The sequence below is a fragment of the Pararhodobacter aggregans genome, from assembly GCF_003075525.1.
GTDB classification, from domain to species: Bacteria; Pseudomonadota; Alphaproteobacteria; order Rhodobacterales; family Rhodobacteraceae; genus Pararhodobacter; species Pararhodobacter aggregans.
The window spans coordinates 153,440-179,686 of the sequence record NZ_QDDR01000001.1 but is presented as its reverse complement, the minus strand read 5'-3'; the positions used below and the strand labels follow the sequence as shown (position 1 = coordinate 179,686).

Here is a 26,247-nt window from a genome sequence, read left to right as displayed (position 1 = left end):
ATGCCCGTGGAAATCCTGATGCCCGCGCTCTCGCCCACCATGGAGGAGGGGACGCTGGCGAAATGGCTGGTCAAGGAGGGGGATGCGATCACCTCCGGCATGGTCATCGCCGAAATCGAGACCGACAAGGCGACAATGGAATTCGAGGCCGTCGATGAAGGCGTGATGGGCAAGCTGCTGATCGCCGAAGGGTCCGAAGGGGTGAAGGTCAACACCCCGATCGCCGTGCTGCTGGAAGAGGGCGAAAGCGCCTCCGACATCGGCACGCCGAAAGCCGCGCCTGCCAAGGCCGAAGCCGCCAAGCCCGAGGCGGAAGCGCCCAAGGCCGAGGCGCCGAAAGCCGCCCCGGCCGCCGCCGCCGGTGACGGCCAGCGCGTCTTCGCCTCGCCGCTGGCGCGGCGGATCGCCAAGGACAAGGGCCTCGACCTGAGCGCCATCGCCGGCTCCGGCCCGCGTGGCCGGATCGTCAAGGCCGATGTCGAGGGCGCGACGGCCACGCCGAAAGCCTCCGCTCCGGCGGCAGCCGCGCCCGCGCCAGCGGCGGCGGCCCCGGCCAAGGCGGCGATGCCGACCGGCGCCGATGCCAATACCGTCATGAAGATGTTCGAGGGCCGGGCCTATGAAGAGGTCAAGCTCGACGGCATGCGCAAGACGGTCGCGGCGCGGCTGACCGAGGCCAAGCAGACCATCCCGCATTTCTACCTGCGCCGCTCGGTCGAACTGGACGCGCTGATGGCCTTCCGCGAGCAGCTGAACGGCCAGCTCGCCTCGCGCGGCGTGAAGCTCAGCGTCAACGATTTCATCATCAAGGCCTCGGCCATGGCGCTGCAGAAGGTGCCCGATGCCAATGCCGTCTGGGCCGGCGACCGGATCCTCAGACTGAAGCCTTCGGATCTGGCCGTGGCGGTGGCGGTCGACGGCGGCCTCTTCACCCCGGTCATCAAGGACGCGCATCTGAAATCGCTGAGCGCCCTTTCGGCCGAGATGAAGGACCTCGCGGGCCGTGCCCGCAACCGCAAGCTGGCGCCGCATGAATATGTGGGCGGCAGCTTCGCGATCTCGAACCTCGGCATGTTCGGGATCGAGAATTTCGACGCGGTCATCAACCCGCCGCATGGCTCGATCCTGGCGGTGGGCGCGGGGATCAAGAAACCGGTGGTGAAGGCGGACGGCACGATCGGCGTGGCCAATGTCATGTCGATGACCCTGTCGGTCGATCACCGGGTGATCGACGGCGCGCTGGGGGCCGAGTTCCTGAGCGCAATCATCGAGAACCTGGAAAACCCGCTGGCGATGCTGGCCTGATCCTTTCGCGTTCCGGCACCCCCCTGCCCCGGCCCGGCCCCCCGCCGCGGCCGGGGTTTTCGTTGCGGGGCCACCGTGGGGGCAAGGCGCTATAGACGTTTCGCCCTCGTTCCCCGCTGCCGCGGGCGCCTCGGGCGACCGGAGGCGGGGGGCTGCCGCCCCCCGCACCCCCTGCTTCAAGGAGGGTTTTCCACCCTCCTTGAAAATCCTCCCGAGGATATTTTCAGAACAAAGATGGAGAACAGAGGGCGCTTGACCCTCATCTTCGTTCTGCAAATATCCTCGGGGGTCCGGGGGCAGAAGGCCCCCGGGGCCAACCCCAAGCGCTGCCCTCTCCGCGGCGGGAGGCGCGCGGGGTGGGCGGGTGGGAGCGTGCCTCCCGCCGCCGGGCGCGACGGGTCAGCTCTTGAAATCGGTGCGGTGGAGATCTTCGAGGAGGTCGAGCAGCACCTCCATCCGGTCCTTGCCGAAGCGGGCCTCCAGCCGGGCGAAGAGGGCGCGGTTGGCCTGGGCGTGGTCCTCGATCACCTGTTGCCCCGCCTCGGAGATCGTCACGATCGAGCGGCGGCGGTCCTCGGCGGCGGTGGCGCGGGTGACGAGGCCCTGATCCTCCATCGCCCGGAGGATCCGGGTCAGCGAAGGCAGTTGCAGGCAGGCGCGTTCGGCCAGGAGGCTCTGATCCAGCGACCCCGCCTCGTCGAGCACCCTGAGCACCCGCCATTTCTGCTCGTTGATCCCCGATTCCGCCAGCATCTCGCGCACCGGGCCCATGACGGTTTCCCGCGCGCGCAGCAGCGCGATGGGCAGCGAGCGGGCGGTGGTGCGCAGCGGTGTCTTGCTCATGGCGTTGCTCTGGCCGAACCTCCGTCACAAAGCAAGGAAATTGCGCTGCCGCCTCTGCCGGGCGCGAGGCCCGGCGGCGGATCTTTGCAATTGACAGGGGCGCGGCAATAACTTAACAAAGCAAGTATAAAGCCCGGGGAGGGAGCCGTGCCGCATCTGTCGATCGAGTATTCGCGCAACCTCGACACGCGCCTCGACATGCCGGGCTTCCTGCGCGTCCTGCGCGATGCGGCGGTGGCGACCGGGGTCTTTCCGCCCGCCGGGATCCGGGTCCGGGCCTTTGCCGCCGATCATGTGCTGATCGCCGACGGCGACCCGCGCCATGGTTTCATCGACATCGCCATCCGCCTGCGCGGCGGCCGCAGTCCCGAGGACAAGGCCCGCGCCACCGCGGCGATCTTTGCCGCGGCCGAGGCGTTCTGCGCCGAGGATCTGGTCGCGAATTCGCTGATGCTCTCGCTGGAAATGCGCGACATCGACCCGGGGCTGAGCCCGAAAACCAGCTCCATCCGCCGTTTCCTGCCGAAGGACATGCAAGCATGAGTGACCTCACCGCCCGCCTCACGCAGCTCGACAGCCACCTCGCCCGCTACCGCGAGCACGGCATCCTGAACCTGATCGGCGGGCAGGATGTGGCCGGGTCGGGCGGCAGCTTCGAGACCCGCTCGCCGGTTGACGAGAGCCTGATCTGCGCCGTCTCGCGCTCCACCGCCGCCGATGTCGATGCCGCCGCCAAAGCCGCCAAGGCTGCCTTCCCCGCCTGGGCGGCGATGGACGGCGCAAAGCGCAAGGCCATCCTGCACCGCGTCGCCGACCTGATCGAGGCCCGGGCCGAGGAAATCGCCCTCTGCGAATGCTGGGACACCGGCCAGGCCTGGCGCTTCATGTCGAAAGCCGCGCTCCGGGGGGCGGAGAACTTCCGCTTCTTCGCCGATCAGGCGCCGGGCGCCCGCGACGGCCAGACCCTGCGCGGGCCGGGGCAGCTGAACGTGACCAGCCGCCATCCGATCGGGCCGGTGGGCGTCATCACGCCCTGGAACACGCCCTTCATGCTGTCCACCTGGAAGATCGCCCCGGCGCTGGCCGCCGGCTGTACCGTGGTTCACAAGCCGGCCGAGTTCAGCCCCCTGACCGCCCGTATCCTGGCCGAGATCTGCCGCGAGGCCGGTCTGCACGACGGCGTGCTGAACCTGGTGAACGGCTTTGGCGAGGATGCGGGCCGCGCCCTGACCGAGCATCCGGACATCAAGGCCATCGCCTTCGTCGGTGAATCGAAAACCGGCTCGATGATCATGAAACAGGGCGCCGACACGCTGAAACTGGTGCATTTCGAGCTGGGCGGCAAGAACCCGGTCATCGTCTTCGACGACGCCGATCTGGAGCGGGCCCTCGATGCCGTGATCTTCATGATCTATTCGCTGAACGGCGAGCGCTGCACCTCCTCCTCGCGCCTGCTGGTGCAGGAGAGCATCGCCGAGGAGTTCCACGCCCGGCTGGTCGAGCGCGTCAACCGCATCAAGGTCGGCCACCCGCTGGACCCGGCGACCGAGGTGGGGCCGCTGATCCACAAGGTCCATTTCGACAAGGTTCTGTCCTATGTCGGTATCGGCCGAGACGAGGGCGCGACCTGTGCGGCGGGCGGCGAGCGGATCGGTGACAAGGGCTGGTTCGTGGCTCCGACCCTCTTTACCGGCGCCACGCCCGGCATGCGGATCGCGCAGGAAGAGGTCTTCGGCCCCTTCCTGACCTCGATCCCCTTCCGGGACGAGGCCGAGGCGCTGGCCATCGCCAATGACGTGGCCTACGGGCTGACCGGCTATCTCTGGACCAACGATCTGACCCGGGCGCTGACCTTCGCCGACCGGCTGGAGGCGGGAATGATCTGGGTGAATTCGGAAAACGTCCGCCACCTGCCGACGCCTTTCGGCGGGGTGAAGGCCTCGGGGATCGGGCGGGACGGCGGCGATTGGTCCTTCGATTTCTACATGGAGACGAAGAACGTGGCCTTCGCGCTGGGCGCGCACAAGATCCAGCGGCTGGGGGCCTGAGGGAGGGGATCATGGGAGAACTGGTTCTCGCCGCCAAGATGACGCATGTGCCGACGCTGCAGATGTCGGAGCAGGAGGGGCGCCTCAAGGGCACCCGCCAGCCGGCCATCGACGGCCATCTGGAGATCGCCCGCCGGGCCAAGGCGCTGGGCGTCGATACCGTGGTGATCTGCGACACGCATTGGCTGGTGAACGCGGGCTTCCATGTCAACGCCAATGAGCGGTTCGAGGGGCTGCTGACCTCCAGCGAGTTCCCGCAATTCATCCGCGACATGCCCTATGCCCATCGCGGCAATCCGGCGCTGGGCGACCTGATCGCCGAGACGGCGACCGAGATGGGGGTCTATACGCTGGCCCATCACCTCGATTCTCTGGATCTGGAATACGGCACGCTGGTGCCGATGAGCTTCATGTCGCGCGAGCATGACATGAAGGTGGTGAGCGTCGCGGCCTTCTGCACGGTGCATGGCCATGACGAGAGCCGGGTGCTGGGTCAGGCGATCCGGCGGGCCATCGAGGCCTCGGACAGCCGGGTGCTGCTGGTCGCCTCGGGCTCGCTCAGCCACCGGATCTGGTCGAACAAGGAATACGGGCCGAACAACGGCACCTTCACCATTTCCAGCGAGTTCAACCGGCAGGTGGATCTGATGGTGCTGGAGATGTGGCAGCGGGGCGATCACGCCACCTTCCTCAAGATGCTGGGCGATTACGCGCATCATTGCTCGGGCGAGGGGTCGATGCACGACACCGCCATGCTCTATGGGGCGCTGGGCTGGGACGAGTACACCGGCCGCTGCGAGGTGGTGACGCCCTATTTCCCGTCCTCCGGGACCGGGCAGGTCAATGTGATTTTCCCCCTGTAGGATGGGCAATATTGCCCATCCTACGCCGCAATCGTCCGAGGAGGCCCCATGCCGATCCCCGCGCCCAATCTCTACCCGCCTTTCAACATCCTGCGGCTGAGCCATGTCGAATACCGCGTGACCGACCTCGCCCGCGCGCGCGCCTTCTGGGTCGACACGCTGGGCCTGCAGGTGACGGCCGAGGAGCCGGGGCGGCTCTACCTGCGGGCCATGGAGGAGCGGGGCCATCATTGCGTGACGCTGGTCGAGGCCGCCGAGCCCTCGGTCGGGGTGCTGGGGTTCAAGGTCTTTGACGAGGGCGAGCTGGACAAGGCCGCCGCCTGGTTCGCCCGGCAGGGCCTGCCGGTCGAATGGGTGGAGAGCCCCTTCATCACCCGCGCCTTCCGCACCCGCGACCCGTTCGGGATCCCCCTGGAATTCTACGCCCGGATGGAGCGGCTGGCGCCGATCCACCAGAAATACGCCCTCTACCGGGGGGTCAAACCGCTCCGGATCGACCATTTCAACATGTTCGCCTCGGACGTCGATGCCTCGGTCGCCTTCTACAATCAGATCGGTTTCCGGGTGACGGAATACACCGAGGATGCCGAGAGCGGGCGCTGCTGGGCGGCCTGGATGCACCGCAAGGGGGGCGTGCATGACGTGGCCTTCACCAATGGCCGCGGGCCGCGGCTGCATCACACCGCCTTCTGGGTGCCGACGCCCCTGAACATCATCGACCTCTTGGATCTGATGGCCACCACCGGCTATGTGGCGAATATCGAGCGCGGGCCGGGGCGGCACGGGATTTCCAACGCCTTCTTCCTCTATATCCGCGACCCGGACGGGCACCGGATCGAGATCTATTGCTCGGATTACCAGACGGTCGATCCCGATCTGGAGCCGATCCGCTGGGACCTCAAGGACCCGCAGCGCCAGACCCTCTGGGGGGCGCCGGCGCCGCGGTCGTGGTTCGAGGAGGGGTCGGTGTTCGAGGGGGCGGAACTGGTGGCATCGGCCCTGACGGCGCAGCCGATCGTGGCGCCGTGAAAGGCGGGGCGCTGCCGCCCCGAATCTAGGCAAAGGACGGGGGGCTTCCGCCCCAAGTTCATACAAAAGGCGGGGGGCTGCCGCCCCAAGCTCACACAAAAGGCGGGGGGCTGCCGCCCCCCGGGCCCCCTGCTTCAAGGGGGGAGCACGCTCCCCCCTTGAAAATCCCCCCGTGGATATTTGGAGAACAAAGATGAGAACACGGTTTGCAACCATCGAGGCCGGGGGGCGGCAGGTTTACGGCGTGGTCGTCGAGGGGGGCGTGATCGCGCTGTCGGATGACTTCCCGCAGTGGCGGACGTTGCGCGAGGTGATCGCGGCCGGGGGCTTGGGCGATCTGGCCCGGACGGCGGCGGGTCGGGCGGTGACGCATCCCGAGGGGAGTTTCACTTTTTCAATCCCGGTACCCGATCCGGAGAAGATTCTCTGCGTCGGCGTGAACTTTCCCGACCGGAATGCCGAATACAGGGACGGCACCGAGCAGCCCAAGTACATGTCGCTCTTCCCCCGCTTCGCGCGCTCTTTCACCGGCCATGGCCAGCCGCTGATCCGCCCGCCCGAGAACCACACGCTGGATTACGAGGGCGAGGTCGCCGTGGTGATCGGCAAGCCGGGGCGGCGGATCCGGGCCGAGGACGCCTATGACCACATCGCCGGGCTGACGCTGTGCAACGAGGGGACGATCCGCGACTGGGTGCGGCACGCGAAATTCAACGTGACGCAGGGCAAGAACTGGGATTGCTCGGGCGCCATCGGGCCCTGGATGGTGGCCTTCGAGGATCCGGCGCAGCTGGATCAGGCGCGGATCATCACCCGGGTCAATGGCGAGGTGCGGCAGGACGATGTGCTGAGCCGGATGATCTTCCCCATCCGCGAGGAGATCGCCTATATCTCGACCTTCACCACGCTGATGCCCGGCGATATCATCGTCACCGGCACGCCGACCGGCGCCGGGGCGCGCTTCGATCCGCCGCGCTATCTGGTGCCCGGCGATGTGGTGGAGGTTGAGGCCCCGGGCATCGGCATCCTCAGGAACGGGGTGGCCGACGAATGACCCCCGCGCAGCACGACGCCGCCGCCGAGGCGCTGTTTCAGGCCGAGGCCGCGGGGCGGCAGATCGGGCTTCTGTCGCTGGCCCATCCCGGGATGACGCTGGACGATGCCTATGCCGTGCAGGCGGCCCTGGTGGCGCGCAAGAAGGCCGCCGGGCGACAGGTGATCGGCTGGAAGATCGGCCTGACCAGCCGCGCCATGCAGGATGCGCTGAAGATCGACACGCCGGATTCGGGCGTCCTGTTTGACGACATGCTGTTCGAGGACGGGGCGGTGATCCCCGCCGGGCGCTTCATCCAGCCGCGGATCGAGGCCGAGATCGCCTTCCTGCTGAAGGCGCCGCTCACAGGCGCGGGCGTGACCCGCGAGCAGGTGCTGGCCGCGACCGAGGCCGTGGCCCCGGCGCTGGAGATCCTCGACACCCGGATCCTGCGCGCCGATCCCGCCACCGGCCGCGCCCGCGTCGTGACCGACACGATCAGCGACAATGCGGCGAATGCGGGCATCGTGCTGGGTGCCCAGCGCCATGACCCGCGCGGGCTGGACCTGCGCTGGGCGGGCGCCATCCTCAAGCGCGACGGCGTGGTCGAGGAAACCGGCCTCGGCGCCGGGGTGCTGGACGATCCGGTCACCGGCATCGTCTGGCTGGTCGAGCGACTCGCGCGGTACGGGCAGGGGCTGGGCGCGGGCGAGGTGGTGCTGTCGGGATCCTTCATCCGGCCGGTCGAAGCGCCGCCGGGCAGCGTTTTCGACGCCGACTTCGGCAGTTTCGGCCGGGTTCGCACAACCTTCGCGCAGGGTTGAAGGGCCGAGCCGCTTCCCTCAGGGCGGGGGATGGTGTAGCGTCCGGCGCGTTGACTCAAGGCGCGTTGGAACATGACCGAGAACCATCATTTTCTGGTTCAGCAGGTGGGCAAGGGGGACAAGCAGGCCCTTGCCGCGCTCTATCGCGCCTATGAAAGACCGGTCTACAAATTTATCGTTTCACGTTTGAACGATCCGCACGAGGCGGCCGACATACTCCACGAAGTCTTCATGGACATCTGGCGCGTTGCCGCCAGCTTCGAGGGGAGAAGCCAAGTGCGAACCTGGATTTTCGGAATTGCCTATCGCAAGGTCATCGATGCGCATCGCAAGCGCAGCCGGGTGACCGTCACGGATGAAGTGCCCGAAACCGGCGATGTCGCCGAGGCGGCGGATGCGGGCTATGCGGCCAAGCAGGAAGCAGAGCATCTGCGGTTCTGCATGGGCACGCTGTCCGACGACCATCGCAGCGCCATTTCGCTGGCGTTCTACGAGGACATGACCTGCGCCGAGATCGCCGAGATCGCCGGCGTACCCGAGGGCACGATCAAGTCGCGTCTGCACCATGCCAAGAAGCTGCTGCTGCATTGCCTCTCGGGCCGTATCCGCGGGAGGGCCGTGGCATGACCCGCTCCCGCGACGAGATGGAACTGGACCTGGCCTTTCTGGTCAACGGCACCCTGAGCGAGGCCGAAATGGCCGAGATGGAAGCGCTGCTGGCCGAGGATGACCTGCTGGCCGCCGAGCGCGACGCGCTGGCCACGATCCGCGCCGAGATGCAGGCCGAGGAGATCCGCACCCCCGGCGAATTCGGCCTGGCCCGGCTGATGCGCGACGTGAACCGCGACGCCGCCGCCCCGGCCGCGGCCGAGACCAAGGTCGTGGCGCTGCGCTCGCGCACCTGGATGTGGCAGGCGGCCGCCGCGGTGGCGGTGCTGGCGCTGGCGGTGCAGGCCTATCTGCCGACCACCGGCGCGCCGCAGGGCGAGGGCTATGTGCTGGCCGGGGCGAGCGCGCCGGGCGCGCTGGTCGTGAGCTTCGCCCCCGACACGCCCGAACTGCAGATCCGCGACCTGCTGGTCGGCGCCGAGCTGGAAATCGTTTCGGGCCCCTCGGCGCTGGGGCTCTATCGCCTCGACGTTCTGGACGGGGGCGACCTGGACACCGCGACCGCGGCGCTGCGTGCGGCGCGGACCATCGTAGAAAGTGTGGAGAATGCCGAAAACTGATTTCAGGAATGTTGCCAGGTCCATTTTGACCGCCGCCGCGCTCGTTGCAGCGCCGGCGGTTTTGGCACAGGAAACCGGCTATCCGCCGGGCAACGGCTATTATCATGACGAACCCTCGGGCCCCAGCACCCAGCCCTTCGTCACCCCCGGTCAGGGCCGCGCGGTGCGCGTGCAGACCGGCGAGGGCGGGCGCTACGAATGGATCGTCATCGGCCCGCCCGGCGAGGAAGAAGCCGTGCGCCGGATCATCATCGAGAACCGCGGCACCATCACCCGGCGCAGCGATCTGCGCGCGCTGGGCGAAGTGCAGCAGATCGCCTTCTTCCCCAGCGAGGCGGCCCGCCAGCGGGCGACCGAGGCCATCGCGGCACTCGCGCCCAATTCCTCGCTGTCGTGGAACCACATCTATTACATGGCGCAATCGGCCAGCGGCCCGCGGGTCTATGCGCCGCAGCTGATCGGCGATGCCGGACCCGGGCGCTGCAGCGTCGCGGGCGGCATCACCATCGGCATGATCGACGGCCCGGTGAACACCGAACATCCGGCGCTGCGCGGCGTCAACGTGACCTATGAAACCATGGTGCAGAGCAGCCGTGTGCCTGCCTCCAACCACGGGACCGCGGTGGCGGTGCTGCTGGTGGGCGAGGATCCCTCGGGCCTGCTGTCGGGCTTCGCGCGGGGCGCGCGGCTGCACGCGATCTCGGTCTTCTCGGAGACCGAGGAAGAACCCGAGGCCAATGTCGAGCGCATCGCCGCCGCCATCGACCGGCTGGTGGCCAATGGCGTGCGGCTGATAAACTTCTCGCTGGCCGGCCCGCCGAACGAGGCGCTGGGACGCGCCATCGCCGCCGCGGCCGAACGGGGCGTGGTGATGGTCGGCGCCTCGGGCAACGAGCGTCGGCCGGTGGTGGCATGGCCCGCCGCCGCGCCCGAGGTGATCGCCGTGACCGCCGTCGATGCGGCGCGCCACCGCTTCCGCATGGCCAATACCGGGGCCGAGATGGAATTCGCCGCCCCCGGCGTCGACATCTACGCCGCCCAGGCCCGCGGCGCGCGCTACGTCAGCGGCACCTCCTTCGCCGCGCCCATCGTCACCGCGCTGGCCGCGCGGCTGATGGCACAGGGCCGTGGCTCGACCGACGCGATCCGCAGCGCGCTGCGGCAGGGGGTGGAGCCCCTCGGCGCGGGCAGCCGCAACACCGATTTCGGCTATGGGCTGGTGCGGTCGAACGGCTGCTGACCCGGGCTTCGAGGAACAAACGCAAGGGCCGCGTCGGAGTGATCCGCGCGGCCCTTGGCTTTGCCGCCGCCCCCGCTGCCGTCCGCGCAAAAAACCGGCGGAAAATTTGAACCGGGCCCGGGGCCCGCGCGACCCATGGTCACGATGCGATACTGTCCCTGAGGTCCAGAGCCCGCTGCCAGCCAGCCTGCCCGTTTTCCCTCGTGCCGCTCTGACCTTCGTATCCCTCGTTCCCTGTCCCAAACCTGCCCCGGAGTTCGCTCCGGGGCTTTTTTCTGTCCTCCCCCGCCCCGCCGGACAGCGCCGGAAAAAAAGTCGCGCGGGCAGCGGAATTCTTTGAACCCGGGCCCCGCCCCCCGCGACTTACGGGCATTCAAGCGGCCAGTCCGCACCGCCTTTGCAAGAGCGACGTTCAGACCCGAGCCTCCCGGCTTTCATCACCTAATCCTATTCTAGCCCTTTTCAGTCCCACCACGCCCCGGAGTTCGCTCCGGGGCGTTTTTCCTTCCCCCTGCCGGACCGACGAAAAAACCGCCGCCCGGCGCCGCGGTTGCCCGTGGAACACTTTCCCGCCGGGTGGCAGGTCCGCCGCCGGAAACCCGGGCCGATTGCCCCGAACGCGGAACGCCTTCCGCCAGGGGCACCGCCGCGGGGGCCGTCGCGCTGTTGCCTGCCGCACAGCGATCCTCTAGCGTCGCGCCAGATTCTCAGGACAGTTCCTCAGGGGGGATTCCATGACCGATTTCGGCTTCGACACGCTCCAGATCCACGCAGGCGCCCGCCCCGATCCGGCGACCGGCGCGCGGCAGGTGCCGATCTACCAGACCACCGCCTATGTGTTCCGCGATGCCGACCACGCCGCCGCCCTCTTCAACCTGCAAGAGGTCGGCTACATCTATTCCCGCCTGACCAACCCGACCGTCGCCGCGCTGGGCGAGCGTCTGGCGGCGCTGGAGGGTGGCGTCGGCGCGATCTGCACCTCCTCGGGGCATGCGGCGCAGATCATGGCGCTTTACCCGCTGATGGGGCCGGGCAAGAACATCGTGTCCTCGACCCGCCTCTATGGCGGTACGATCACCCAGTTCACCCAGGTCTTCAAACGCTTCGGCTGGTCCACGAATTTCGTCGACACCGATGACCTTGCCGCGGTCGAGGCCGCCATCGACGAGAACACCCGCGCCATCTTCTGCGAAACGATCGCCAACCCCGGCGGCTATGTCACCGACATCCCGGCGCTGGCCGCGATCGCCGACAAGCACGGCATTCCGCTGGTCGTGGACAACACCACCGCGACGCCCTATCTGGCGAAACCCATCGAGATGGGCGCCACGCTGGTCGTCCATTCGACCACCAAATACCTGACCGGCAACGGCACCGTCACCGGCGGGGCGATCATCGATTCGGGCAAGTTCAACTGGTCGAACGGCAAGTTCCCCTCGCTGTCCGATCCCGAGCCCGCCTATCACGGCCTGAAGTTCCACGAGACCTTCGGCGCGCTGGCCTATACGTTCTTCGGCATCGCCATCGGTCTGCGCGACCTCGGCATGACGATGAACCCGCAGGCCGCGCATTACACGCTGATGGGGGTCGAGACGCTGAGCCTGCGCATGCAGAAACACGTCGCCAACGCCCAGAAGGTCGCCGCCTGGCTGGAGAAACACCCGGCGGTCGAGGCCGTGACCTATCCCGGCCTCGACAGCTCGCCCTACAAGGCGCGGGCCGAGCGGCTGCTGCCGAAGGGTGCGGGCGCGCTGTTCACCGTGGCGCTCAAGGGCGGCTACGAGGCCTGCGTCAAGCTGGTCGACTCGCTTGAACTCTTCAGCCATGTGGCGAACCTGGGCGATGCCCGCAGCCTGGTCATCCACTCGGCCTCGACCACCCACCGCCAGCTGACGCCCGAACAGCAGAAAGCGGCGGGGGCGGCGCCCAATCTGGTGCGGCTGTCGATCGGCATCGAGAACGCGGACGACATCATCGCCGACCTCGATCAGGCGCTGGCCAAGGCCTCTGCCTGACCCTGGAACACACAATCAGTTGACTTTCTGTGGCTCGGCGGCACCACCGCCGGGCTTTTTCTTTCATTCGGCGGAATCCTGCTATACGGAGGAAGGAGCACGAGTCGGTGACTCGGCTGATCCCCGTTGGCTGTGATAAACGCGCGGCATGAAACCGAATTTTGCCCTGAAACTCTCGAATGACGGCGCCGAGCTGTTGCACCGGGTCCCGGCTGGCTGGGCGCCTGTCGGGTCTGTCTCCTTCGACGGGGACGATATCGCCTCCGCCTGCGCCGGTCTGATCCAACAGGCCCGGACGCTCGAGCCCGAGGGGATCCGCACCAAGCTCGTGCTGCCCGAAAGCGAATTGCGCTATGCGACCGTGGTGGCCCCCGGCCCCACGGACGAGGCGCGCCGCTATCAGATCGAGGCCGAGGTCGAGCGCCTCACGCCTTACGGCATCGACGAGCTGGCCTATGATTGGTCGGTCGAGGAAGATCACGCGCTGGTCGTGGTCTGCGCCCGCGAGACCTTGATCGAGGCCGAGACCTTTGCCGAGGGTTATGGTTTCAACCCGGTGAGCTTCGTCGCCCATCCCGAGGCCGGGCAATTCCTCGGCGAGCCCTTCTTCGGCGAGACGATGGTGGCGCCGACGCTGCTGCGCGCGGGCGATCACGTGCAGCCCGATGCCGAGGCGATGCGCATCGTCGCCCCGCGCCGGGCCGAGCCGCCGAAACCGGCCCCCGCGCCCAAGGTGGACGCGCCGAAGGGCGAGGCTCCGAAGAGCGAGACGCCGAAGGCTGCCGAACCCAAGGCCCCGGACTCCAAGGTCGAGACGCCCAAAGTCGAGGCCGCGAAGCCCGCCGCCCCGCGTCCGGCCCCGGTTCCTGACACCGAGGCGTCGGCGCCTGCCCGCCCGCTCAATCCCCGCGTCGCGCCGATGACGCCCGAATCCCGCGCGCCCGCGCCGGTGCTGCGCACGCCCGCGCTGCAACCGATCCCGCAAGGGTTCCCGGCCGATCCGGGCGCCCCGGAAAGCACCTCGCGCATGGGCAATCTGGTGCGCCGCATGGGCAACCGCCTGCGCCGCGAACAGGCGGCCTCGGCCAAGGGCGAAGCCCCGGCCGCGCCAAAGCCCGCGCCGCAACCGGACCCGGCCGCCGACAAGACCGCCCCTGCCGTTCCCCCGCTGCGCCCCGCGGCGGCAGGCCCCTCGCCTGCCCTGCCGGTGACGCCCGCCGTCCCGGCCCCGGCAGCGACAACGCCTTCGGTGACCAAGCCCTCCGCGCCCTCCGAAGCCGAGGCCAAACCGGATGCCGAGGCGCTGTCCTTCGCCTCGCGCCGCAAGGCCGCGCCGCCGGTTGCCGTGGTGCCCTCGGCCGCGCCCAAGACCGATGCCACCCCCGCCGCCAACCCCGGCGGCCGGATCGCCGTGCTGCCCGGCGCCCGTGGCGAGCCCTCGACCGGAGCCGCGCAGCGCATGCTGGACCGCGCCCGGGCCGGGGCCAAGACGGCGTTCGCCGGGGCCAGCGCCGCCGCGCAGAATGCCCGCAGCAAGGCCTCGACCCTGCGCCGCGATCCTGCCGCGCCGCAAGCCCCGGTGCCAACGCCCTCCGCACCAACACCCCCGGCACCAGCGCCCTCCATGAGCCCGCCCCCGGCGCCCGTCACGCCGCCGCTCGACAAGCGCGCGGCGCGCAACGGGCCGGGCGCCGAGCCGCTCGCCGCCGCCTCGCGTCCGCCGGTCAACGACCGCGACAAGGAACGCGAAGCCGAGGCGATGACCATCTTCGGCGCGCGCGGCATGCAGCGAGCCGAGCCGAGCCTCGCCCGCCGTGGCCTGATGGCCGCGGGCGGCGGGCTGTTGCTGGTGGTCGCGGTCGGCGTCTGGGCGCTCTATTTCAGCGGATCGGACGACGACATGCCGCTGGCTGGCACCGGCAGCGGCACGGTCGAAACCGGCGCCCTGCCCGGGATCGAGGCGCCGACCGAACTGGCCACCGCCACCGGAACGGCCGAGGCCCCGGCCGCCCTGACCGCCCCGGAACCGGCCGCGACAGAGGCCGCCGCCGTCGAGCCCGAGCCCGACAGTGCGCCGCAGGAAACCGCCAGCGCCCCGGCGCCCGACCCTGACCAGATGCTCGAAACGCTGGTGCAGGAAGCGCTGAACGAGACGCTGCCCAGCCAGGCCCTGCCGACCGAGACGCCGACCGAAGCGCCCGCCGTCGCCGCCGAGACCGCCGAAGCCCCGGCCGCGAGCCCCGAGGCCGCGAGCTCGGGCGATGGGACGCAACTCGCCGGGACCAGCGATTCGCCGCAGGTCGCCCCGGCCGAGGCTGCGGCCACCCGCCTCAGCCTGCCGAGCGGTTTCCAGGTGCCGGGCGGCGCCGAGGTCAGCTTCGCCGCGCCGCCGCCGCCGCCGCCCTTCGGGACCGAATTCACCTTCGACAGCCGCGGTCTGGTCGAGGCGACGCCGGAAGGGGCGCTGACCCCCTCGGGCGTGACCGTCTTTGCCCGCAGGCCCGATGCCGTGCCCGCCCCGCGCCCTGGAACGATCGCGCCGCCGCCCGCCGCCGAAGCGGCCCCGGCCGAAACCGCGACCGCCCCGGCGGAAGCGGCCCCCGCCGAAGCGCCGGCAGAGGTCGCCGTGCCGACCCCGCCGGTCGCCGCCGCCATCGAAAGCGCCATCGCCGAAGCGGTGGGCGAGGCCCCGCCTGCCGAGGCCCCCGCCCTGGCCGACGACACGCCCCGCGCCGATCCGGCGCTGGCCGGTGCCCGTCCCCTGCCCCGCCCCGAGCGCGTGCGCCAGATCGGCGAGGAACTGGAGGCCGAGCGTCAGGCGACCGAGGGTGACCAGACTCAGCTCGTCGACCCGGCGGAAGCGGCCCCCTCCGCCACCGCCGCCGCCGCGACCGATCCCGCGGTGCTGGCTGGCGCTGCCTCGACCACCGGACTGGTGGACGATGCCGCCGCCACCCGCGGCGGTGACGCAGGCGGCGGCGCGGTCGAACTCGCCGCGCTGGAAGCGCCCGGCCCGGGCGGCGTGGCGCTGGCCACGCTGCGGCCGCAACGCCGTCCGACCGATCTGGTGCCGCCGCCCGAGCCCACGCCGGAAATCGACCTCTCGGGCGCCACGCCCGAGGCGGTGGCCGAATCGCCGATGCCGGGCGCGCGCCCGAATGATCTGGCCGAACGCGCCCGCGCCATCCTCGCCGCTGCCGCTGCCGCCCGCGCTGCCGCCGCCCCTGCGGCGACCGCCAGCAACAATACCGACGCCGAGGATCAGGCGGGCGAACCGGCCCAGGCGCTGGCCCGGGCCGAACCCTCGATCCCGACCTCGGCCTCGGTCTCGCGTCAGGCGACGGAAGAAAACGCGATCCGCCTGAACCGGATCAACCTGATCGGCGTCTTCGGCACCCCGAACGCGCGCCGCGCGCTGGTGCGCCTGTCCTCGGGCCGCGTGGTCCGGGTGCAGGTCGGCGACCGGCTGGACGGCGGGCAGGTCGCGGCCATCGGCGATGGCGAGGTCCGCTACGTCAAGAACGGCCGCAACGAAGTCCTGCGCATCGGCAGCTGAGGCTGCCCTCCCCCCCTTTCCGCAGCGGGCGAAGGCACTTTACGCCATCGCCCGCTTCGCCTATCCCCCGGCATGACGCAGGAGAGTGCCATGCCGCAGGTTCTGAACACCCGAGACGCCGGTTTCGAGGCGGAATTCACCCATCTTCTGGGCATGAAGCGCGAGGATTCCCCGGACGTTGACGCGACCGTCGCCGGGATCATCGCCGATGTCCGCGCCCGCGGCGACGCGGCGGTGATCGCGCTGACCGAGCGCTTCGACCGGCTGGCGCTGACGCCCGAGACCCTGGCCTTCACCCCCGCCGAAATCGAGGCCCATTGCGCCCAAGTGCCTGAGGGCGAACGCGTGGCGCTGGAACTCGCGGCCGAGCGCATCCGCGCCTATCACGAACGCCAGAAGCCCGAAGATGCCCGCTGGGAAGACGCCTCGGGCGCCTCGTTGGGCTGGCGCTGGTCGGCGGTCGCGGCTGCCGGGCTCTATGTGCCGGGGGGCCTCGCCTCCTATCCGTCCTCGGTCCTGATGAACGCGATCCCGGCCAAGGTGGCGGGGGTGGAACGGCTGGTCATCGCCTGCCCGACCCCCGGCGGCGCGGTCAATCCGCTGGTGGTGCTGGCGGCGAAGATCTCGGGCGTCGATACGATCTATCGCATCGGCGGGGCGCAGGCGATTGCCGCCTTGGCCTATGGCACGGCGACCATCGCGCCGGTGGACAAGATCACTGGCCCGGGCAACGCCTTCGTGGCCGCCGCCAAGCGCCGGGTCTTCGGCAAGGTCGGCATCGACATGATCGCGGGCCCGTCCGAGATTCTGGTGATCGGCGACGGCACCGGCGATCCCGACTGGATTGCGCTGGATCTGCTGAGCCAGGCCGAACACGATCAGGTCGCGCAATCCATCCTCATCACCACCTCGCAGGCCGAGGCCGAGGCGGTGATGGCCGCCGTCGACCGGCACCTCGCGGTGCTGGAACGGCGCGAAATCGCCGGGGCCTCGTGGCGCGACTACGGCGCCGTGGTGGTCTGCGAGACGCTGGAGCAGGCGGCGGAATTGTCGAACCGCGTGGCGCCCGAGCATCTGGAGCTTTGCGTCGATGACCCCGAGGCGCTGCTGGGGGCGATCCGCCACGCGGGCGCGATCTTCCTCGGCCATTGGACGCCCGAGGCGATCGGCGATTACGTCGGCGGCCCGAACCACGTGCTGCCCACCGCCCGCTCGGCGCGGTTCTCGTCCGGCCTCAGCGTGCTCGATTTCATGAAGCGCACCACGCTGGCCAAGATGACGCCCGAGGCCCTGCGCGCCATCGGCCCCGCGGCCGAGACGCTGGCGATCAGCGAGAGCCTGCAGGCGCATGGTCTCAGCGTCCGGGCGCGTCTGGACAAGCTGAACGGTTAGGCGCGGGGCAGAAGCCCGGCCGCGATCCAGCCATCGACGACCTGCAAGGCGGCCTCGGAAAATTCCGGGTCGTTGATGTGGGCGTCGAGTTCGACCAGCGTCACATTGGCCGGGCATTCCGCGCGCATCGCGTCGACGAAGGCCGCCAGCGCCTCGGGATCGCTGAGCGGCCCGCCCTCGCGGTCCCATTCGTTGCCGCCCTTGAGCGGCAGCAGGAACACCACCGGCCCCGTCGCCTGCGCCAGCCGCTCGCACAATGCCTTCGCCATGCCGCGCCGTTCCTCGGCCGTCATCACCACCGAGGTAATCAGCCGGTTATGGGCATGGGCCGGGCGGTCGCGCAGCCCCTCGGGCCGCTCGTGCCAGCCCACCAGGTCAATGAGGTCATAGCAGCCAATGGAGACGATCTGCGGCACGCCTGCCCTGCCCGCCGCCGTCAGCCGGTCGGGGCCCGCGGTGATGGCCGAGCCGTGCAGATGGTTCGCCACCTCCTGCGGGGCGAAATCGAGGACCGCGGCAAAGGCGCCCTCGGCCGCCAGCGCCTCGAACGCCCGGCCGCCCATGCCGGTGGCGTGGAAGACCGCGACCTCGTAACCCCGCGCCTCGAGCGCCGGTTTCAGCGGGACCATGTAGCGCAGCACGGTCTTGCCGAACGAGGTCATGCCAATGAGCGGCCGGTCGCGCACCGGCGTTTCCACCGCCCGCGCGGCGCCCAGAACCGCGCCCGCCGCCTGCGACAGCGACGCCTTGCAGACCGAGTTCAAGCCATAGAGCCCGCCCGCCCAGAGGATCATCTGCACATCCGCCGCCAGCCGTTCGGTCGGGATCATCGGCGAGAAGCTGACGGTCGAGACGATGTACTTGGGCACGCCCAGCGGCAGCGCCGCGCAGAGGTCGAGCGCCAGATCCGTCCCCATCGAGCCGCCCAGCACGATCACCCCGTCAAAGGCGCCCTCGGCCTGCAATCGCCTGGCCAGCGCGGCCGAGCCCCGGGCCATGATCTGCATGGCGAGGTTCTCGTCCTCACCGGCAATCGCCTCGGCGATCGAGGCGCCCCCCGCCTCGGCCACCTGATGCTTGGAATAATCGGTGGGCATGGCGGGCTCGCCCAGCACGCTCACATCCATGGTCAGCACCCCGCCGCCCTGCCCGCGGATCACCTGTGCCAGATAGCCGAGTTCGTCCTCTTTGGTGTCATAGGTGCCGACGATCAGGATGGTGCGGTCAGACATCGGAAGTCTCCAGATAGGTTTCGGCCAGCGGCAGGGCCGTGGCGACGGCGCGGCGCGAGCGTTCTTCGCCGCCGGGCTCGTCCCGCCTTGGGATGATCCAGCCCAGATAGGTCAGCGCGCGGCAGAGGAGCAGCAGGTCCAGCGCCGCCTCATCGACGGTGCGGCGGGCGGCATAGCCCTCCAACAGGGCGGCGCGCAGGGCGGGGTAATCGGCGGCGGTCAGTTGCCGCATCAGCACGGTGGCGAGGTCGAAATCCCGAAAGCCCCAGCCGCCGTCGTCGAAGTCGATCAGCACCAGTGTTTCGCCGTCGACCATGACATTCTCGGTGATGGCATCGGCATGGATCAGGCCGTAATCCAGCGCGGTTTCGCGAGCGGCGAGATCCGCCTCGGCCCTTATCTGCACCTGCCGCAGGGTGGCGCGCTGCGCCGATGTCAGGTCAGGATTGGCCCAGAACGGGCCCCAGAGCGGCGTCTCGCCCAGCAGGCCGGGACGGTCCCAACGTGGCCGGGTGAAGCCCTCGGGCGGGGTCCAATTGTCGGAAAGGTCGTGCAGCCGGGCCAGCAACGCGCCGAGGCGGTGCATATGGCCCGCGCGGTCGGTGATCCCCTCCAGCGCGCCCTGCTTGCCGACCATCCGGCCGGGCATCCAGGTCAGCAGATCGACCGGCGTGTCGCCGACAACCTCGACCAGCCGCCCGGTCCGCGAGGGAATCGGACGCGGGACGGTGAGCCCGCCCTTGGCCAGCATCGCCATCCAGTCGAGTTCCGATTGCAGCTCGGCCGCGGTCCGGTAACCCGGCCGGTGCAGCCGCAGCGCATAGGGCCCGCCGGGGCCTTCGGCCCGCCAGACCTCGTTCTCGCGCTTCGCGACCAGCGAAACCTGCGCCGGATCGAGCCCCCAGAGCGGGGCCGCCGCATGGGCGAAGCCGTTCATGCCAGCGGGGTCTCGGCCAGCACCCGGTCCAGCGTCCCGATGAGCTGGTCGGCGTTGGCCTTGCTGAACGGCAGCGGCGGGCGGATCTTCAGCACGTTGTAATGGATGCCGAGGAAATTCAGCAGGATACCCTGCTGCCGCATGGCATTGGCGACGCGCTTGGTAAAGGCGGTGGCGGGTTCCTTCGTGCCCCGGTCCAGCACCATCTCGGCCCCGAAGAACAGCCCCGAGCCGCGCACATCGCCGATGCATTCGTGCCTTGTGGCCAACTCCCGCAGCCCGTCGCGGGCGTAATCCCCGACGACGCGGGCGTTTTCCTGCAACCCCTCTTCCTGCACCACGCGCAGGGTGGCGAGCGCCGCGGCGGCGCTGACCGGGTTGCCGCCGAAGGTGTTGAAATAGCGAAACCGTTCGCGGAAGGCCTGCATCGTGGCGGCGGGCGCGACGACAGCGGCGACCGGGTGGCCGTTGGCCATCGGCTTGCCCATGGTGACGATATCGGGCCTGAGGCCGATCTTCTGGTGCCCCCAGAAATGCGTGCCGACCCGGCCGAAGCCCGGCTGCACCTCGTCGGCGATGATGACGCCACCGGCCTTCTTCACGACCGCCTGCACCGGGTCGAGCCAGCCGTGGGGCAGGTCCGGAAAGCCCTCATTGGCGAAGAAGGGGCAGAGGATCAGCGACGAAAAACCATGCCCGGCAGCTTCGAGCGCGTCGATCTGCTCCTGCACCTTGGCGGCGAAGGCCTGGGCATGGGCCATGCCGGGCTCACCGCCAAGGGGGCGGTAGCTGTCCGGCGCGGGCACAAAGCGCACAGAATCCCAATAGCCGCCCGGCGGCGGATTGGTCTGGGAAAGCTGGTGCACGGCGGTCGTATTGCCGTGATAGGTGTGGTCGGTGGCGATGACCCCGGTCTTGCCGGTCAGCGCCTGCGCCATGCGCAGCGCCACGTCATTCGCCTCGGACCCGGTGCAGCACATCAGGGCCGTGTCGAAGGGGGCGTCGAAGGTCGCGACCAGCGCCTCGACATAGTCCAGAATCCCCTCGTGCAGATAGCGGGTGTGGGTGTTCAGCGTCCCGGCCTGCTGGCAGATCGCCTCGACCACCCTGGGGTGGCAATGCCCGACATGCGGCACGTTGTTGTAGCAATCGAGGTATTGCCGCCCGTCCGCGTCCCACAGATGCACCCCCTGCCCGCGCACCAGATGCACGGGCTCGTCATAGAAGGTGCTCATGTTCGGGCCCAGCAGACGGGCGCGGCGTTCGATCAGAGTCTCTGTCACAGCTGGATCCAGGCGGTTTTCAGGTTCACGTATTTGTCCAGCGCGTGCAGGGACTTGTCATGCCCGTTGCCGGATTGCCGGTGCCCGCCCAGAGGCACGGTGTTGTCGGCGCCGCCATAGGTGTTGACGTGCACGACGCCCGCGTCGATGGCCCGCACCATGCGATGCGCGCGCGAAAGGTTGCCGGTCCAGACCGCCGAGGCGAGGCCGAAATCGGTGCCGTTGGCCATCCGCACCGCGTCTTCCTCGGTGTCGAAGGGGGTGACGGCGACCACCGGGCCGAAGACCTCCTCGCGGGCCAGCGTCATGTCCGGGGTCACGTTGTCAAAGACCGTGGGCGCGAAATAGCTGCCGCCGGTCTCGGTCAGGATCCGCGCGCCGCCGGTACGCAGCGCACCGCCTTCCTCATGCGCCTTTTCGACGTAATGCTGAACCCGGGCGAGCTGCGCCTCGGAGGCGATGGCCCCGGCCTGGGTGTCCAGCCTGAGCGGGTTGCCGATCTTCATTGCGCGGGCTTCCTCAGCCAGCATCGCCGCGAATTCCTCGTGCACCGAGCGTTCGACCAGAAGGCGCGAGCCCGCCACGCAGACCTGACCCGAGTTGCGGAAGATCCCCGCCGCGCTGACCCTGGCCGCCTGCCGCAGGTCCGGCGCATCGGCGAAGACCACGTTGGGGGATTTGCCGCCGAGTTCCAGATAGACCCGCTTCAGGTTCGACCGGGCGGAGTATTCCAGGAGCCTGCGACCGACGCCGCCCGAGCCGGTGAAGACCAGCACATCCACATCCGGGTGCAGGCCCAGCGCCTCGCCCGAGACAGCGCCCGCGCCGGTCACGACGTTCAGCACGCCTTCGGGCAGGCCGCATTCGGCGCAGATCTCGGCCAGCCGGAGCAGGGTCAGCGAGGCCACTTCCGAGGGTTTCAGCACCACCGAATTGCCCATGGCCAGCGCCGGCGCGATCTTCCAGGCGCCGATCATCAGCGGGAAGTTCCAGGGCACGATGGCGCCGACCACGCCGACCGGCTCGCGGTGCACCAGCCCCAGCACATTCCCCGCCGTGGGCGCGATCTCGCCGCCGATCTTGTCCAGCGCCTCGGCGTAATAGCGGAAGGTGCCGGCAGCGCTGCCGGGCTCGGCCTTCACCGCCATGGAGATCTCGGTCCCGTTGTCGCGCACGCCGAGGACCGCCAGCGACAGCGCCTCGCGCTCGATCGCCTCGGCGATGCGGAACAGCACCTTCTTGCGCTCGGCCGGGGCCGCGCGCGACCACACGCCCGAGGCATAGGCCCGCCGCGCCGCCCGCACCGCCGCGTCCACATCGGCGGCCGAGGCATCGGCGATATCGGTCAGATGCTGCCCGTCGATGGGCGAGGTGACGGCCATGACCGCCCCGCCCGTGGCCGCGACGCGCTGTCCCCCGATGAACAGGCCCTGCGGCGCAACCTTTTGCGCTGCCAGCGCGTCAATGCTCGACTGATCCATCCCGTTTTCCTTTCCAGTCACGCCACAGCCCCCAGAGGTGCAGCGCCAGCACGATACAGATGAGACAGAAGATGACCATCGCCACCGGCCTGTCGATCCATGAATAAAGCGAGCGGATGCGCGGCAGCGAGGTGCGGAACTTGTTCTCCATGATCCCGCCCAGCACCATGCCGAGGATGATCGGCACCAAGGGCAGGTTCAGCCGTTTCAGGACAACGCCCAAGAGGCCGAAGGCCGCCGCCAGCATGCAGTCAATGGCCGAATTCCTGAGCGAATAGATGCCGACGAAGCTGAGCGTCAGGATCATCATGCCCAGAAAGCGGTTCGGGATCACCAGCACTTTCAGCAGGGGCCGGGTCGCCACCAGCAGGAAGGCCAGCGCCAGAATGTTCAGCAGCGCCAGACAGATATAGAGCGCCATCACGAAATCCATGTGATCGCGAAACAGCGTCGGACCGGGGATCACGTTGTGGACGTAGAAGACGCTGAGCATCATCGCCGTCAGCGCCTCGCCGGGGATGCCCAGCGCCAGCAGCGGCACCATGGCGGCGGGCGGCACCGAATTGTTGGCGGTTTCCGAGGCGATCAGGCCCTCGGGGCTGCCCTTGCCGAACAGGCCCGGGTTCTTCGACGTGGCGCGGGCATAGGAATAGCTGAGGAATTGCGAGGTGAATTCGCCCACCCCCGGGATGATCCCCATGATCGTCCCGGACAGCGACCCCGCGGCGGCGACCCGCTTGTGGCGAAAGACCTCCAGCACGCCGCCCAGCACATTGCCCTTGATCTCGGGCGCGGCCTCCATGTCGTCCTTGCCGACCAGCAGGACAAAGGCCTGCGACACGGCGAAAAGGCCCAGCACCACGACGATCAGGTTGACCCCCTGATCGAGGAAATTCAGCTCGAAGGTGAAGCGGCGGGTGTAATTGTTGGCCTCCATCCCGATGGTGTTGAGGAAAAGGCCGAACATCAACAGCGCCCCCGCCGCCAGCGATTGCCCGCGATGCGCCACCACGACCAGCACGCAACCGAGGAAGGCCGCGAGGAAGATCTCGCGCGAGCCGAACATGGGCGCAACCCGGGCCAGCACCGGCGACAGCAGGACCAGCGCGATGACCGCGAAGATCCCGCCGAAGAAGGACGCGCCGAAACTGAGGCCCAGCGCCCGGGGCGCCTGCCCCTGCTTGGTCATCGGGAAGCCATCGTAAGTGGTCAGCGCGTTGACCGGCGTGCCGGGGGTGTTGATGAGGATGGAGGGGATCGAGCCGCCGAACAGCGCCGAGCCATAGATGCCCAAGAGCAGCGTCAGCCCGACGATCGGCTCCATCCCGAAGGTCGCGGGCAACAGGATGGCGATGGCCACGGCGGGCCCGACGCCCGGGATGGCGCCGATGATGACGCCGCCGACCGATCCCGCGAGCAGCGCCGCGATCACGTCCCAGCGCGAGACGATGGCCAGCGCGGAGAGGAAAGTATCCAAGATGGAAGCCCCTCAGAGATAGAGGACAAGGAAATTGCGCAGGCCCTGCGGCAGCAGGTCATAGGCCTCGCCCCCCGGAATGCGCACGGCCAGGAAGGATTTGAAGGCCACGACGATCAACAGGCCCATGAGGGGAGCCAGCCACAGGATGCGGCGGCGATAGCCCAGCCGGAAGGCGAGCAGCGTGGTGAAGATCAGCGTGGTCGGCAGATAGCCCAGCCGCGGCGTCACCAGAACATAGGCCATGAACCACAGCACATATTCCCCGACCCTGAGCCAGAGCATCAGCTCGGCGCGGACATCGCCACCGCCGTGGCGCAGGTTGCGGATCAGGCAGGCGATCAGCTCGCCCGTGCCGAAAACCAGCATGCCGAGGATGGCAATCAGCGGCCAGAGGCCGGGCTGGCGGCTCCAGGGCTGGCCGTCGATCCATTGCGTCTCGGTCGACCAGAGCGCGGCCAGCAGCAGCGCCACCACGAACGAGGCCACGGCAAAGACGATCTCGGCCCGGTGATGCGGCGGATGGGTCAGGTCGGACAGGTCGTGCGCTTTGTCGTCACTCATGGGCCCCTCGCAGGAAAAGGCCCCGGCGGATTGCGCCGGGGCCATCGGGTCACTGGCCGGTGATCTCGGCGATCCGCCCCATGGTGGCGATATCGCCCTCGATCTGGGCGGTGGCGGCGGCGGTGTCCTGCCAATAGATCTGCGCCCCGGTCTCGGCGGCGAAGGTCTGGGCACGCTCGCTGGCGATGGTGGCCTGCGCCACCTCGGCGATACGGTCGATCACCTCCTGCGGGGTGCCGTTCGGGACAAAGAGCCCGTTCCAGAGCGAGATCGCCAGATCCGGCGCGAGTTCGCCCACGGTCGGCGCATCGGGCGCCAGCGGCAGACGCTCGCCGGTCACCGCGGCCAGGATCGTCACATCGTCAAGGCAGGGCATGATCAGCTGGATCGTGGTGTTGATCACATCCACATCGCCCGAGGCCAGCGTGTTGCAATCGAGCGCGTCATAGGCCGCGTCCGCGCCCCAGGCGAAGCCCATCTCATGCGCCAGCGCGAAGCTGACCTGCGTCGGCGTCAGCTGGGCGCCGAAATGGCCCAACAGGACCTCGTTCGACTGCGCATAGGTGGCGAGTTCCTGCATGGTCTGAAACTCGGCATCGCCCGAGGTCGCCAGCACGAAGGGATAGGTCAGGAAGATGCCGACCGGGGTGAAGGGATTGGGGTTCAACTCGGGGATGCCGATCTGCGGGCCGACTACCGGCACGCCGATCACGAAGGAGCCGACCACCGACCCATCGGCGGGCGAGGTCGCCACTTCCACCGCGCCCGGGAAGGGACCGCCACCGCCGCCGGGCCGGTTCAAGACCGCCGCGGGCTGGCCATAGGCCGCCTGGAAATCCTCGGCGATCATCCGGGTCAGCACATCCTCCAGATCCCCGGGCGGCCAGGGCACCAGAAAGGTCACCGGCCCCTCAGGGTATTCGGCGAGGGCTGCACCGGCCTGCACCGCCAGAGCTGCCGCCAGGGCAAGGGAAACGCGCATTGTCATTCTTGGCCTCCTCGTTGGTTCATTATTTACACCGACGTTTCAAAAATTAGCTTGCGCGACGGGGTGGATTCGGTCAAGACTTTTCTTGCAACCGCAATGAATGATTTCCGTTCCCGCCTTGGGGCCCCCATGAGAACCGTCGAGAAAGCGTTGAAACTGCTGGACTTCTTCACCGACAAGGTGACGGAGATCGGCCTGTCCGACCTCGCGCGGCTCTCGGGAATCGACAAGGCGACGGTTCTCAGAATGCTGCAGGACATGGCAGAAAGTGGCTTTGTCGAGCAGAACCCCGAGAACAAGCGCTGGCGGCTGGGCGCCGGCATCCTGCGGCTGGCCCGCCTGCGCGAGGCGGCGCAGCCGGTGACCCGCGTGCTGACCCCGATCCTGGAGCGGCTGGCAGGCGAGACGGGCGAGACCGCGCATGCCTCGCTGCTGTCAGGGCGGGACCTCGCCAATATCGGCGTGATCGAACCGGCCCGCGCCAACCGCGTCTATATCGAGCCGGGGCTGGCGCTGCCGCTCCATGCCACCGCCTCGGGCCTCGCCTTCACCGCCTTCGCCCGGCCGGAACAACGCGACCGGGTGCTGGGCCGCAAGCTGTCCGCCATCACCGGCACCACGCCCGTAACCCGCGACAGCCTCGCCGCCATGCTCGCCCGCACCGCCGAGCGCGGCTTTGCCGTCGCCGACCAGACCTATGAAGCCGAGGTCTATGGCCTCGCCGTGCCGCTCTTTGGTCCGGACGGTTTCGCCTGCGGGGCGCTGGCAGTGGCCACCCCCGCCTCGCGCGTCAGCGAGCCCCATGAACGCGGCATCCTCGCCGCCCTCGCCCCCGCCGCCGCCGAGGCGACGCGGGGTCTGGGCGGCCGGGTTCCCGCCCATCACCGCATCACCTATTAGGAGCCTCC

The 26,247-nt window shown here is 69.1% G+C and carries 22 protein-coding genes; 14 read left to right on the top strand and 8 right to left on the bottom strand.

Features of this window, described 5'->3' with window-relative positions; genetic code table 11:
- Window positions 1-1,305: a pyruvate dehydrogenase complex dihydrolipoamide acetyltransferase gene (locus DDE23_RS00900; RefSeq protein WP_107749504.1), complete on the top strand. Its 1,305-nt coding sequence runs from the start codon at window positions 1-3 to the stop codon at window positions 1,303-1,305.
- 399 nt (window positions 1,306-1,704) lie between these two features.
- Here the strand turns inward: DDE23_RS00900 and hpaR are convergent, their stop codons facing one another.
- Entirely contained in the window at window positions 1,705-2,148 is a 444-nt protein-coding gene (gene hpaR, locus DDE23_RS00895; protein WP_107749503.1) for a homoprotocatechuate degradation operon regulator HpaR, read from the bottom strand.
- A gap of 147 nt (window positions 2,149-2,295) precedes the next feature.
- Here hpaR and DDE23_RS00890 point away from each other — a divergent pair, with 147 nt between their 5' ends.
- From DDE23_RS00890 to hisD, 12 genes are all read left to right on the top strand, one after another.
- Window positions 2,296-2,691, top strand: coding sequence for a 5-carboxymethyl-2-hydroxymuconate Delta-isomerase (locus DDE23_RS00890; protein WP_107749502.1), 396 nt, complete (start codon window positions 2,296-2,298; stop codon window positions 2,689-2,691).
- Window positions 2,688-4,196 (top strand): 5-carboxymethyl-2-hydroxymuconate semialdehyde dehydrogenase, encoded by a 1,509-nt coding sequence (gene hpaE / locus DDE23_RS00885; RefSeq protein ID WP_107749501.1) that lies wholly within the window; start codon window positions 2,688-2,690, stop codon window positions 4,194-4,196. Before DDE23_RS00890 ends, hpaE begins: the two co-directional genes overlap by 4 nt.
- 11 nt (window positions 4,197-4,207) lie before the next feature.
- Entirely contained in the window at window positions 4,208-5,059 is an 852-nt protein-coding gene (hpaD, locus tag DDE23_RS00880; RefSeq protein ID WP_107749500.1) for a 3,4-dihydroxyphenylacetate 2,3-dioxygenase, read from the top strand.
- A 48-nt stretch (window positions 5,060-5,107) separates the two neighbouring features.
- Window positions 5,108-6,088: a 3,4-dihydroxyphenylacetate 2,3-dioxygenase gene (gene hpaD, locus DDE23_RS00875; RefSeq protein ID WP_107749499.1), complete on the top strand. Its 981-nt coding sequence runs from the start codon at window positions 5,108-5,110 to the stop codon at window positions 6,086-6,088.
- Between the two features lie 193 nt (window positions 6,089-6,281).
- On the top strand, window positions 6,282-7,142 hold the full coding sequence (locus tag DDE23_RS00870; protein ID WP_107749498.1) for a fumarylacetoacetate hydrolase family protein: 861 nt from the start codon (window positions 6,282-6,284) through the stop codon (window positions 7,140-7,142).
- Entirely contained in the window at window positions 7,139-7,945 is an 807-nt protein-coding gene (hpaH, locus tag DDE23_RS00865; protein WP_107749497.1) for a 2-oxo-hept-4-ene-1,7-dioate hydratase, read from the top strand. Before DDE23_RS00870 ends, hpaH begins: the two co-directional genes overlap by 4 nt.
- Before the next feature lie 72 nt (window positions 7,946-8,017).
- Window positions 8,018-8,572, top strand: a complete 555-nt coding sequence (locus tag DDE23_RS00860) for an RNA polymerase sigma factor (RefSeq protein WP_107749496.1) — start codon at window positions 8,018-8,020, stop codon at window positions 8,570-8,572.
- Window positions 8,569-9,174: an anti-sigma factor gene (locus DDE23_RS00855; RefSeq protein WP_107749495.1), complete on the top strand. Its 606-nt coding sequence runs from the start codon at window positions 8,569-8,571 to the stop codon at window positions 9,172-9,174. The genes DDE23_RS00860 and DDE23_RS00855 overlap by 4 nt, the downstream gene beginning before the upstream one ends.
- 61 nt (window positions 9,175-9,235) lie before the next feature.
- Window positions 9,236-10,414, top strand: coding sequence for a S8 family serine peptidase (locus DDE23_RS00850; protein WP_157957945.1), 1,179 nt, complete (start codon window positions 9,236-9,238; stop codon window positions 10,412-10,414).
- Between the two features lie 734 nt (window positions 10,415-11,148).
- Window positions 11,149-12,429, top strand: coding sequence for an O-acetylhomoserine aminocarboxypropyltransferase/cysteine synthase family protein (locus DDE23_RS00845; RefSeq protein ID WP_107749493.1), 1,281 nt, complete (start codon window positions 11,149-11,151; stop codon window positions 12,427-12,429).
- Between the two features lie 148 nt (window positions 12,430-12,577).
- Window positions 12,578-15,985: a hypothetical protein gene (locus tag DDE23_RS00840; RefSeq protein WP_107749492.1), complete on the top strand. Its 3,408-nt coding sequence runs from the start codon at window positions 12,578-12,580 to the stop codon at window positions 15,983-15,985.
- Between the two features lie 90 nt (window positions 15,986-16,075).
- Window positions 16,076-17,377, top strand: coding sequence for a histidinol dehydrogenase (gene hisD, locus DDE23_RS00835; protein ID WP_107749491.1), 1,302 nt, complete (start codon window positions 16,076-16,078; stop codon window positions 17,375-17,377).
- On the opposite strand, the gene DDE23_RS00830 is transcribed toward hisD, so the two are convergent.
- Genes DDE23_RS00830 through DDE23_RS00800 form a run of 7 tightly spaced genes read right to left on the bottom strand, consistent with a single transcriptional unit; the run spans window position 17,374 to window position 25,339 of the window.
- Window positions 17,374-18,609, bottom strand: a complete 1,236-nt coding sequence (locus tag DDE23_RS00830) for a Tm-1-like ATP-binding domain-containing protein (RefSeq protein WP_107749490.1) — start codon at window positions 18,607-18,609, stop codon at window positions 17,374-17,376. The two genes, hisD and DDE23_RS00830, sit on opposite strands and share 4 nt — an antisense overlap.
- Entirely contained in the window at window positions 18,602-19,546 is a 945-nt protein-coding gene (locus DDE23_RS00825) for a phosphotransferase enzyme family protein (protein WP_107749489.1), read from the bottom strand. The genes DDE23_RS00830 and DDE23_RS00825 overlap by 8 nt, the downstream gene beginning before the upstream one ends.
- Entirely contained in the window at window positions 19,543-20,829 is a 1,287-nt protein-coding gene (locus DDE23_RS00820; RefSeq protein WP_238149866.1) for an aminotransferase class III-fold pyridoxal phosphate-dependent enzyme, read from the bottom strand. The genes DDE23_RS00825 and DDE23_RS00820 overlap by 4 nt, the downstream gene beginning before the upstream one ends.
- Window positions 20,826-22,310 carry an aldehyde dehydrogenase family protein gene (locus tag DDE23_RS00815; RefSeq protein WP_107749488.1) on the bottom strand — a complete coding sequence of 495 codons (1,485 nt, stop codon included), beginning with the start codon at window positions 22,308-22,310 and terminating at the stop codon, window positions 20,826-20,828. The genes DDE23_RS00820 and DDE23_RS00815 overlap by 4 nt, the downstream gene beginning before the upstream one ends.
- Window positions 22,291-23,787, bottom strand: a complete 1,497-nt coding sequence (locus DDE23_RS00810; protein ID WP_107749487.1) for a tripartite tricarboxylate transporter permease — start codon at window positions 23,785-23,787, stop codon at window positions 22,291-22,293. Before DDE23_RS00810 ends, DDE23_RS00815 begins: the two co-directional genes overlap by 20 nt.
- 12 nt (window positions 23,788-23,799) lie before the next feature.
- Complete coding sequence (locus DDE23_RS00805) at window positions 23,800-24,351, bottom strand: tripartite tricarboxylate transporter TctB family protein (RefSeq protein ID WP_157957944.1); 552 nt, start codon at window positions 24,349-24,351, stop codon at window positions 23,800-23,802.
- 49 nt (window positions 24,352-24,400) lie between these two features.
- Window positions 24,401-25,339, bottom strand: a complete 939-nt coding sequence (locus DDE23_RS00800; protein WP_420330152.1) for a tripartite tricarboxylate transporter substrate-binding protein — start codon at window positions 25,337-25,339, stop codon at window positions 24,401-24,403.
- A 129-nt stretch (window positions 25,340-25,468) separates the two neighbouring features.
- Between DDE23_RS00800 and DDE23_RS00795 the strand changes: the two genes are divergently transcribed.
- Entirely contained in the window at window positions 25,469-26,239 is a 771-nt protein-coding gene (locus tag DDE23_RS00795; protein WP_170121762.1) for an IclR family transcriptional regulator, read from the top strand.
- The last annotated feature ends 8 nt before the right edge of the window (window positions 26,240-26,247 follow it).